Raw genomic sequence first — 10167 nt, 5'->3', positions numbered from 1 at the left:
GAAGACCAACCTGTTCTACGTGCCCACCAACCACGTCTGCATGGACTACGAGCCGTTCCGGGTGACCTACACCCCGGGCCAGCCCTACGTCGGTGCGACCCTGTCGATGTACCCCGCGCCGAACAGCCATGGCGGCATGGGCAACTTCATCGCCTGGGACGGCGTGAAGGGTAAGATCGCGTGGTCCGATCCCGAGCAGTTCTCGGTCTGGTCGGGCGCCCTCGCCACCGCCGGCGACGTTGTCTTCTACGGCACGCTCGAAGGCTACCTGAAGGCCGTCGACTCCAAGACGGGTAAGGAACTGTACAAGTTCAAGACCCCGTCGGGCATCATCGGCAACGTGATGACCTACACCCACAAGGGCAAGCAGTACGTCGGCATCCTGTCGGGTGTCGGTGGCTGGGCCGGCATCGGCCTCGCGGCCGGCCTGACCGACCCGAACGCCGGCCTCGGCGCGGTGGGCGGCTACGCCGCCCTGTCGAGCTACACCAACCTCGGTGGCCAGCTCACCGTGTTCGCCCTGCCGAACTGATCGGTCGCGAACACCAAGGAGCCTAGGGTGCCGGCGCGGGTCCTCCGCGCCGGCATTTCCCTGTCCGCACCACCCTTCGCCCGGAGCCCGCGTGATCGCCTCTTCAGTACCCCCGCCGGGGCGATGTCTCGTCCTCGTCCGCCATGGCCAGAGCCAGGCCAACGCCGACGGCCTTTTCACGGGACTGCTCGACTCACCCCTCACCGAGCGGGGCCGACAGGAAGCCTGCTCGGCCGGGCTGCGGCTCAAGGACGAAGGATTTCGCTTCGCCTCAGCCTTCACGTCGACCCTCGCGCGGGCCATCGCGACCTCCCGGCTGGCGCTCGATGCCCTGGGGCAGGCCGATCTGGTGCCCCTCCGGGATACCGCCCTGGACGAGCGCGACTACGGCGACCTCAGCGGCCTTGGCAAGCAGGGCGCCTACGAACGTTTCGGGGCGGAGCGGATCGAGGGCTGGCGGCGCTCCTACAAGGGTCAGCCGCCGAACGGCGAGAGCCTCCGGGACACCGTCGCCCGGGTCGTGCCCTTCCACCTGAGGCATATCCAGCCGGCGGCGATGCGCGGTCCGACGCTGGTCGTCGCCCACGGCAACTCGTTGCGGGCCTTGGTGATGGTGCTCGAAGGACTGGGCCCAAGGGAAATCGAATCCGTCGAGATCGCGACCGGATCGATCCGGGTCTACGAGTTCGGTCCGGATACCACCATCGCATCCCGCCGCATCATCGACTGAGCTCCGGCTCCGTGCCCGTTCCGGATCGAGCCGGTGCGGCCTCGGCTCCTTCCCGCTCGATCTCGCCGCGGGATTGAAGCCAGAGGGCGAGGATCCAGCAGGACACCGCCCAGGCCGCGCCCACGCACCATCCGGCGAGGACATCGCTCGGGTAGTGCACGCCGAGGTAGATCCGGCTCAGCCCAACCGCCACCGTCAGGAACACGCTCAGGCCCATGAAGTACGACTTCACCCGGCGGTCGGCGCTCCCTCGGGTCAGGAGGACGCCGAGTGTCAGGAAGGTGACGGTTGCAAGCGTTGCGTGACCGCTCGGGAAGCCCGGCGTGAAGACCCGCACCGCGTTCGGGAAGTCCGGCCTGGGCCGGTCGATGCCGTACTTGAGCAAGGTGCTTGCGATTGCGCCGCCGAGGACCGCGGCCACCATCACCATCGCGAGGCCGCGCTTGCGGACCAGCATGAGGTAACCAACGGTCGCGGCCGAATGGAAGCCGAGGAAGACGAAGCTTCCCAGCGCGGTGACGTCCCGTCCCGTCTCCTGCACCCAGGCCGGTCCTATGGGGATGGCGAGATCCTTGCCCGTTCGAAGCGCGGTGAGCACCGCCAGGTCGAACCGTGCTGTTCCGCCCTCGATCACCTCGTCGGCGAGAAGCCCGAAGCCGAGGAGCAGTGCCACGACGAGGAAGGCGCCCGCCGCCAGCCCGAAGTCGCGCTGCCCCATGCGTGCTAGGAGCGATGGGGTGATCCCGGCGGCCTTGATCCCATCGGTCGCGACCGGCAGCGAGGGCCGGGTCATCGCGGCGCCCCGGAACGCCTGAGGACGCTTTCCACCAGGATCAGGCCAAGCCCTCCGAACAGGAAGATCGCGGCCGATGTCGTGCCGGCCTGTCCGTAGGCGCGCACCAGCCAAGCCGCCCCGACCCAGGCGACGATGGAGGCGGCGAAGCCGACATCGTCCACGACCAATCCCAGGAGTTCGCGAAGGACGGTTCCGAGCCAGTGCATGCGGATGCCTAGAGGTTGGGAAGGGGACGAAGGGCGGCGGCACGTCGACGGCACGTCGGCACGGCCAGAACCGAGAGGCCGAGGAAGCCCGCGGTCAGCGCCGCGACCGCCCAGTCGCCGCCGGGCCAGTCGAGGCCGATGCCCTCGCCGACCCAGAACGCGCCGAAGGCCGACAGGAGGACGCCGACCGTGAACTTGAGCGTGTTCTCCGGCACCATCGACAGGGGGCGGTGAAGCGCGACGCCGAGCGCCACCACGACGATCAGGGCGCCGAGCGCCCCGAGGCTGGCGGGGACCAGGAGTCCCGCCCCGCCCGCACCGACGGCGACGACGATGAAGACGACTTCCAGGCCTTCGAGCATGGTGATCTTGAAGGCGGTGGTCACGGCCACCGCATCCCATCGAAGGCGGCCGCCGCCTCCGGTGCCCAGCGCGGCCGCCTGCTCGCCGTAAGCCTCGTCCTCGTCGTGCAGGGCGATGACCCCGGCGGAGCGGAGGATGGCCTTCCTCAGCCAACGCATGCCGAACAGCAGCAGCAGGCCGCCGACGACGAGTTGTACGTCCCGCAGGGGGATGCGGGTCAGCAGCGGGCCGAAGAGCAGCACGATGGCAAGGAGGACGGCGAGGGCGCCCGCGGCGCCCGCGAGGGCGTTCTGCCAACCCCGGGTCGCGCCGACGGCGAGCACGATGGTGAGGGCCTCGACGAACTCGACGATGGAGGCGAGGAACGCCGCAAGTGCCGTGGGCCATGCATGCACCCAGTCGATGGCCATTCCGATCCTCCCTGCCGCTCGACCGCTTGGCCGGACGCGGTTTCCGTCAGGAGGAATTGTCGCTCTTGCTACCGATGTCAACGTTATTGTAGAAAATGCTACATCATGGTTCCAAACGGGGCACCCCCGACTGGCGGAGGCGAAGCCGATGGCGGACGAGTTCGGCGACACGGTCCGGCGGCTGATGCCATCCCTGTCCCCCACCGTTGCCCGGGTCGCGGGTTACCTGGATCAGAACCGGGCGACGGTTCTCGCAAGCTCGGCCCAGCAGATCGCCACGCATCTCGCGACATCGGACGCGACCGTGATCCGCGCCGTCCAGGCGCTGGGGTTCGATGGCCTGCCTGATCTCAAGCAGGCGCTCGCCGCCGGACTCGACGGCCGACGGACGCCGGCGACCGACATGCGTCGAACGCTGGCGGAAGTCGGCGCCACCACCGGCGATGCCATCGATGCCGTGCTGGAAGCGCATCGGGAGGGGATGGAAGCGCTCCGGACGGAGGACGGACGCGCGGGTATCCTCGCGGCGGTCACCGCCCTGCATCCAGCGACCCGGATCGGCGTCTTCGGGATCGGCCCCTCCGCACATCTTGCCCGGTACGTGGCCATCCAACTTACGCGCTCGGGACGGCAGAGCCTGCTTCTCGATGCGACGGGATGGTCGCTGGCCGACCAGTTGCTGGGCCTGCATGCCGACGACGCGGTCATACTCCTGGCCTACGGCAAGCCCTACCGCGAGGTGCAGGCCGTGATGGGCGAGGCGCACCGTCTGGGCCTGCCCGTGGTCCTCGTGACCGACACGGAGACCAGCACCATCGCCCGCAAGGCCACGGTCGTGCTGTTGGCCCGTCGCGGCCGCGCGAACCAGGTCGCCCTTCACGCCACCACGCTCGTCGCCCTGGAGGCCGTCATCCTCGGCCTGGCCGCGGCCGAGCGCGACACCGCCCTTCGGCAACTCGCCAACCTCGACCGGCTGAGGAAGCTGATCGGGTCCTGAGCGGCAGCCGTGACGCCGCCGACCCATCGACCTGACGGAGGACCCATCCATGGCCGACGACCGAACCGGTATCGAAGCGAGCAAGGTCCCGGAGATCACGCTGGCCTTCTGGGGGATCAAGATCGTTGCCACGACCCTGGGCGAGGTCGGCGGCAACGCCGTCACCCTGACGTTGGGTCTGGGCTACCTCGTCGGCACCCTGATCTTCACGACCCTCCTGGCTGTCGCCGTGGCGGCCCAGATCAAGGCCAAGCGGTTTCACCCGTCCCTGTACTGGGCCGTCATCACTGTGACGACCTTGGCGGGAACGACGATGGCCGATCTCTTCGACCGGTCGCTGGGCATCGGCTACCTTGGCGGGTCGCTATCCCTCCTCGCGCTCGTGCTGGGCTCGCTCGGCCTCTGGTACAGGTCGGAGGGGACGGTCGCGGTCGAGACCGTCTCGACCCCGAAGGTGGAATGTTTCTACTGGCTGACCATCATGTTCTCGCAGACGCTCGGCACCGCGTTGGGCGACTGGATGGCCGACGACACCCCACTCGGCTACAACGGAAGCGCCATGCTGATCGCCGGCGCCCTGGCCGTCACGGCCGGTCTCTACTTCTTCACGAAAACCTCCCGCACGGCGCTGTTCTGGGCCGCCTTCATCCTGACGCGTCCGCTCGGTGCGACGGTCGCGAACTCGCTCGACAAGCCCTCTGCCCAGGGTGGCCTGGGGATCAGCGACCTGACCATCTCGGTGGTGCTCGCGGCGTTGATGGTCGTATGCGTTCTGGTCGTTCCCCAGAGGGCCGGCCACCATCCGGCGTCGGCTTAGCCTCGACGTTCCGAGGAAGGCCGAGGCGGGAATTTCGCGGGTCGTCGATTTCTGTGCCTCCACCCTTGAGGCAGATCGAGGACCGGCGTCGCTCCCATGTGGGCCTTCCCCCTGATCGCGAAAGCGTCGGGGATACGGTCGCGCGGATCGTCCCGTCCCACCTGACACTCGTCCAACGGAGCGCGATGCGGGGCGCGGCCGCGGTCCCCGGCCAGGGCAAAGCGTTGCGGGCGTCGGCGATGGTGCCGAAGGGCCTTTGGCCGAGAGAGGTCGAGGGTCATCGAGGTCGCGACCTCCCGACAAACGCCGCAAACCTGCCGACGCGACTTTCGGACCGCGCGCCCGAGGGGCCTGTCGCACCGGCGGATGAAGACGGCAGCCCGCATCCGTCCGCCCTTGCGAAGGATGACGCCACGGTCAGTGGCCGCCCACGGCGAAGGTCGCCCCCGGCTTGTCGTGGGTGCCGACGCGCTCGACCATCGTGGCCGTCGTTTCGTTCATGCCGACGACGTCGACCGCGATGCCGTGATGACGGAACTTCAGCACGACCCGGTCGAGGGCGTTGATGGCCGAGATGTCCCAGAAGTGCGCCGCCTGTAGGTCAGTCACGACCGCCCGCAGGGCCTCCTCGCGAAAATCGAAGGCGGCGTGGAAGGCTTCGGCCGTCGCGAAGAAGATCTGCCCGGTGACCTGGTAGGTCCGCACGTCGCCCTCACGGTGGGACGACCGGACGGCGATGAACCTCGTGACCTTGTGGGCGACGAACAGACCGCTGAGGACCACGCCTAAAAGGACGCCCTTGGCGAGGTCGTGGGTGGCGACCACCACCGCCACGGTGCCGCGCATCACGAAGCTCGACGCCTTCGGGTGGGTCACCAGGGTCCCGAGCGACTTCCACTGGAAGGTGTGGATGGCCACCATGATCATCACCACAACGAGGGCGGCCATCGGGATCCGGGCCACGTAGGGACCAAGCACGACGATCAGCAACAGCAGTCAGGATCTATGAGCTTGCTGCGGACACGACGATCACGGCCCGCTGGATCGACGGGTGAATCCGCCTGTCGGCCCCCACAATGGGTCTCCGCAAACTCAGAAGGGGCCCTGCTTTCATCTATTCCAGTGATGAAAAGCATCTAATCATTCCGTTGGAGTGAATGAACGGGACCTGGGATCCTCCGGCATCACATCGGAGCCATCCATGTCCGCGCCCAGACTTTTCTCCCACTCTCGTCCGACGCGTGCCTTGGCCGGCACGAGAGCCATCCTTCCGGGACTGGGCCTCTGCGTGGCGGTCACCGCCGCAGCGATCGGCTTCGAAGCCGCCGAGGCGCATCTGTTCGGTCGTGCCTGGCTCGAAGCCCTGGTGCTCGCGATCCTGCTCGGCAGCGCGATCCGCACGATTTGGACCCCGTCGCAGCGTTTCTTTCCCGGCATCGCCTTCGGGGCCAAGACCGTGCTGGAGATCGCGGTCGTACTGCTCGGCGCGTCGCTCAGCCTCGCGACGATCCTCGCCGCCGGACCGGGCCTGCTCTTCGGCATCGCGGGCGTCGTCGTCGTGGCGATCCTGTCGAGTTACGGCATCGGCCGAGCGCTCGGGCTGCATCCGCGCATGGCGATCCTCGTGGCCTGTGGGAACTCGATCTGCGGCAACTCGGCGATCGCGGCCACGGCACCGGTGATCGGCGCCGACGGCGAGGACGTCGCCGCCTCCATCGCCTTCACCGCGGTGCTGGGCGTGCTGGTGGTGCTCGGCTTGCCGCTGCTGGTGCCGCTGCTCGGTCTGTCGCCGATGCAGTACGGCGTGCTCGCCGGCCTCACCGTCTACGCTGTTCCGCAGGTCCTCGCCGCCACCGCGCCGGTCGCGGCGCTCAGCGTCCAGGTCGGAACCCTGGTGAAGCTCGTCCGGGTGCTGATGCTAGGCCCGGTCGTCCTGGTGCTCTCCCTCGGCGCGAGCCGGCTGCGCGAGGAGACCGACGAGTCCGCTCCCGGCGTCACCGCCGGTGACCGCCCGGCCCCCGGCGGCCTCGCGATTCACCGCCTGGTGCCGTGGTTCATCCTCGCCTTCCTTGCGCTCGCGGGCCTTCGCTCGGCCGGGCTGGTCCCGCAGGTTGCGCTCGCGCCGATGTCGGAGACCGCCAACGTGCTGACCGTGGTCTCGATGGCGGCGCTCGGCCTCGGGGTCGACGTGCGCAGCGTCGCCAAGGCCGGGGCGCGGGTGACCCTCGCGGTGGTCGCCTCGCTCCTTGCGCTAGGCGCCGTCAGCCTCGGCCTGATCCACGTGCTCGGCCTCGTCTGATCCGCGCTATGGCATCGATCCGAATTCTTGATGAAAGAACTGCCGTGACACGTTCGTCCCAATCTTCGTCCGAGGCGGTTGCGCAGGCGACGGGATGGTTGATGGGGCCAGGTCGCGAAGCGGCGGACGCGGCAGCCCTTCTCGACGGGTTCAGCGCGTGCCTCTCGGGGCTCGGCCTGCCACTGGCCCGCGCCACCACCCACGCGCCGACCCTGCATCCGTCGTTCCGGTGGGTGATGCGCGTCTGGCATCCAGGAGCGTCGAGCCTAGCCCTGCGTCGCCGCCACGGCATCGAGGGCACGCCGACTTTTCACGGCAACACCGTCGAGCACGTGGTCGAGACCCGTACCCCATTCCGATGCCGTCTCGACGGGGATGGGCCGCTGCCGTTTCCCGTGCTGGGCGAGCTTCGCGACGAGGGTCTGACCGACTACCTCATCGTGCCGCTGCGCGCCGCACGTGGACGCATGGGCGCCGCCTCCTGGGCCACGGCGAGACCGGGCGGCTTCACGCCGATCGAGATCGACACGTTGCTGGCGCTGGTCGGGTCTTTCTCGCTGCTGTTCGAGATCAAGGCGCTCGACGACATGCTCGGCGCGGTGCTGAGCGCCTATGTCGGGCGCGACCCGGCGCGGCAGATTCTGGCCGGCACGGTGCGGCGTGGCGACGTGCGCCTGATGCGGGCCGCGATGATGCTGACTGACTTGCGCGGGTTCGGTGAACTGTCCGACCGGCAGAGCCCAGACTGTGTCGTGGCCGCCCTCAACCGGATGTTCGATGCCATCGTGCCGGCCATCGAGGCGGAAGGCGGCGAGGTGCTGAAGTATATCGGCGACGGGCTACTGGCCGTGTTCGATGCCGATCGCAACGAGGCCGCGGCGCGCCGTGCCGCGTTGCATGCCGCCGAGGCCGCACTTGCTGCGCTTGCGACCCTGCGCGACGGTGACACAGCTGCCTTCGAGGTCGGCGTCGCACTTCATGTCGGGGAGATCGCCTACGGCAATATCGGCGGCGGCGACCGGGTCGATTTCACGGCGATCGGCCGCGATCTCAACGTGCTCGCTCGCGTCGAGCGCCTGTGCAAGACCTACGACACGCCGCTGATCGCCACCGACACATTCATCGACGGATTGGCGCATGCCCTCGAACCTCTCGGCACCGTCGCCCTTCGCGGTTTTTCAGAGCGTCACGCCCTGTTCGGGCATCGCAGGACCGCGCCCGTCGGCGCGCCGGCGGCGTGACGCCGAGACGGCGTCCTTGATCGTCCCATCGTAGATCGAAACTTCTCAAATCATCGCGTTTGGAGATCATTCACATCGCGAAAGACCGTTGGAAGGAATAAATCGTATCCCGTAGCATCTCCATGGTCGCGAGGAATCGCGACGGGTCCGATGCCCTCGAACGCATCGACGCCGACATTCTTAGGGGAGAGACCATGCACGGACTGGACAGACCGACGAACCGCCGCCTCGTCCTGGGTGGCCTAGGGCTCGGCAGCCTCGGCGCCGCCATGCCGGCCTGGGCGGCGGGCTCGGTGAAGCTTCCGCTGCCGGGTGGCCCGGATGAGCGGGCGTTGACCACGGCCTTTCCGGACAAGGGCGAGATGATCCTGCAGCGCACTCATCCGCCGCTGCTGGAGACGCCGTTCTCGGTATTCGACGAGGGCGTGTTCACCCCCAACGACCGCTTCTACGTCCGTTGGCACTGGGCCTCGATCCCGACCGAGGTCGATGCCGGCACCTTCCGGCTCAAGGTCCACGGTCATGTCGAGAAGGAACTCTCGCTCTCCCTCGACGCCATCGCCGGCCTGCCCCGCTTCGAGATCGCCGCGGTGAACCAGTGCTCGGGCAATTCACGCGGGCTGTTCGAGCCGCGTGTGCCCGGCGCGCAATGGGCCAACGGCTCGATGGGCAACGCCCGCTGGACCGGGGTGCGCCTCAAGGACGTGCTCGAACGCGCTGGCGTGAAGTCTGGTGCCTTGCAGGTGCGCTTCAGCGGCCTCGACGAGCCCGTGGTCGACGACGCGCCGGACTTCAAGAAGTCGCTCGATCTCGACCACGCCAACAATGGTGAGGTGATGATCGCCTACGCGATGAACGGCGAGCAACTTCCGCTGCTCAACGGTTTCCCGCTCCGCCTCGTGGTGCCGGGCTGGTACTCGACCTATTGGGTCAAGATGCTGTCCGACATCGAGGTGCTGGACAAGCCCGACGACCAATATTGGATGAAGACCGCCTACCGCATCCCGGACGTGCCGGGCGCCAACATTAAGCCCGGCCAGACCGGCTTCAAAACGGTCCCGATCAACAGGATGGTGCCGCGCTCCTTCGTTACCAACCTGACCGATGGCGCCAAGGTGGCGGCCGGAACGCCGGTGGCCCTTCGCGGCATCGCCTTCGGCGGCGATTGCGGGGTGAAGACGGTCGACTTCTCCGGAGATGGCGGAGCGACGTGGTTCCCGGCGCAGCTCGGCGCGGACGAGGGCCCCTACAGCTTCCGCCGCTTCGAGGGCAGCCTACCGGCGCTGGCCTCCGGCACCCACACGATCAGGGTCCGCTGCACCAACACCAACGGCGTCGCGCAGCCCATGGACCGGGTCTGGAACGGCGCCGGCTTCATGCAGAACGGCATCGAGGCCGTGTCCTTCCAGGCCGCTTGAGGAGAACAGCCATGAACCCAATCCGCCCTGCGGCCCTCATCGCCGCGCTCATACTGTCTCCCCTGGTGGCGCTCGCCGCCCCGGCTCCCGAGCCGATGCGCTTCACCTCGCAATCGATCGAATTCCCGACTTCCGACCGAATGTTCCCCGACGGACCGGGGGCCGAGGCGGTCAATAACAACTGCCTCGCCTGCCACTCGGCTGGGATGGTGCTGACCCAGCCCAAGCTCACGAAGGCGCAGTGGACCGAGACCGTGAACAAGATGGTCCACGTCTACAAGGCGCCGGTCGATCAGGCCGACGTGCAGACCATCGTCGACTACCTCACGGCGTTGAAGCCGACGCCCTGAACCCCCGA

10 protein-coding genes and 2 pseudogenes are annotated in these 10167 nt (G+C 68.1%); 8 read left to right on the top strand and 4 right to left on the bottom strand.

Features of this window, described 5'->3' with window-relative positions:
- Window positions 1–532, top strand: a pseudogene (gene xoxF5 / locus MKK60_RS06905) (lanthanide-dependent methanol dehydrogenase XoxF5); the annotation flags it as partial.
- A gap of 94 nt (window positions 533–626) precedes the next feature.
- Complete coding sequence (locus MKK60_RS06900) at window positions 627–1262, top strand: 2,3-bisphosphoglycerate-dependent phosphoglycerate mutase (RefSeq protein ID WP_243984641.1); 636 nt, start codon at window positions 627–629, stop codon at window positions 1260–1262.
- Here the strand turns inward: MKK60_RS06900 and MKK60_RS06895 are convergent.
- From MKK60_RS06895 to MKK60_RS06885, 3 genes are read right to left on the bottom strand one after another with little or no spacing between them, the layout of a single operon-like run.
- Window positions 1252–2055, bottom strand: a complete 804-nt coding sequence (locus tag MKK60_RS06895) for a phosphatase PAP2 family protein (protein ID WP_243984637.1) — start codon at window positions 2053–2055, stop codon at window positions 1252–1254. The two genes, MKK60_RS06900 and MKK60_RS06895, sit on opposite strands and share 11 nt — an antisense overlap.
- Entirely contained in the window at window positions 2052–2219 is a 168-nt protein-coding gene (locus tag MKK60_RS06890) for a hypothetical protein (protein ID WP_187278719.1), read from the bottom strand. Before MKK60_RS06890 ends, MKK60_RS06895 begins: the two co-directional genes overlap by 4 nt.
- Before the next feature lie 53 nt (window positions 2220–2272).
- Complete coding sequence (locus MKK60_RS06885; RefSeq protein ID WP_243984635.1) at window positions 2273–3037, bottom strand: COG4280 domain-containing protein; 765 nt, start codon at window positions 3035–3037, stop codon at window positions 2273–2275.
- A 148-nt stretch (window positions 3038–3185) separates the two neighbouring features.
- Between MKK60_RS06885 and MKK60_RS06880 the strand changes: the two genes are divergently transcribed.
- Window positions 3186–4034: a MurR/RpiR family transcriptional regulator gene (locus MKK60_RS06880; RefSeq protein WP_187278718.1), complete on the top strand. Its 849-nt coding sequence runs from the start codon at window positions 3186–3188 to the stop codon at window positions 4032–4034.
- Between the two features lie 49 nt (window positions 4035–4083).
- Window positions 4084–4851: a hypothetical protein gene (locus MKK60_RS06875; RefSeq protein WP_243984632.1), complete on the top strand. Its 768-nt coding sequence runs from the start codon at window positions 4084–4086 to the stop codon at window positions 4849–4851.
- Window positions 4852–5268: 417 nt separating this feature from the next.
- On the opposite strand, the pseudogene MKK60_RS06870 reads toward MKK60_RS06875, so the two are convergent.
- Window positions 5269–5847, bottom strand: a pseudogene (locus MKK60_RS06870) (STAS domain-containing protein); the annotation flags it as partial.
- A 205-nt stretch (window positions 5848–6052) separates the two neighbouring features.
- Here MKK60_RS06870 and MKK60_RS06865 point away from each other — a divergent pair.
- From MKK60_RS06865 to MKK60_RS06850, 4 genes are all read left to right on the top strand, one after another.
- The gene (locus MKK60_RS06865; protein WP_243984630.1) at window positions 6053–7150 is read left to right on the top strand and encodes a YeiH family protein; all 1098 of its coding nucleotides are present in this window, start codon (window positions 6053–6055) and stop codon (window positions 7148–7150) included.
- Window positions 7151–7158: 8 nt separating this feature from the next.
- Window positions 7159–8391, top strand: coding sequence for an adenylate/guanylate cyclase domain-containing protein (locus MKK60_RS06860; RefSeq protein ID WP_243932554.1), 1233 nt, complete (start codon window positions 7159–7161; stop codon window positions 8389–8391).
- A gap of 194 nt (window positions 8392–8585) precedes the next feature.
- Window positions 8586–9809, top strand: a complete 1224-nt coding sequence (locus MKK60_RS06855) for a molybdopterin-dependent oxidoreductase (protein ID WP_243932553.1) — start codon at window positions 8586–8588, stop codon at window positions 9807–9809.
- An 11-nt stretch (window positions 9810–9820) separates the two neighbouring features.
- Window positions 9821–10159 (top strand): c-type cytochrome, encoded by a 339-nt coding sequence (locus MKK60_RS06850; RefSeq protein ID WP_147762548.1) that lies wholly within the window; start codon window positions 9821–9823, stop codon window positions 10157–10159.
- Window positions 10160–10167: the final 8 nt, after the last annotated feature.

Origin of the sequence: Methylobacterium sp. J-092 (assembly GCF_022829325.1) — a bacterium.
Lineage (GTDB): Bacteria > Pseudomonadota > Alphaproteobacteria > Rhizobiales > Beijerinckiaceae > Methylobacterium.
Note: the sequence above shows the minus strand (reverse complement) of the source record. Positions and strands in the feature narration are given on the sequence as shown.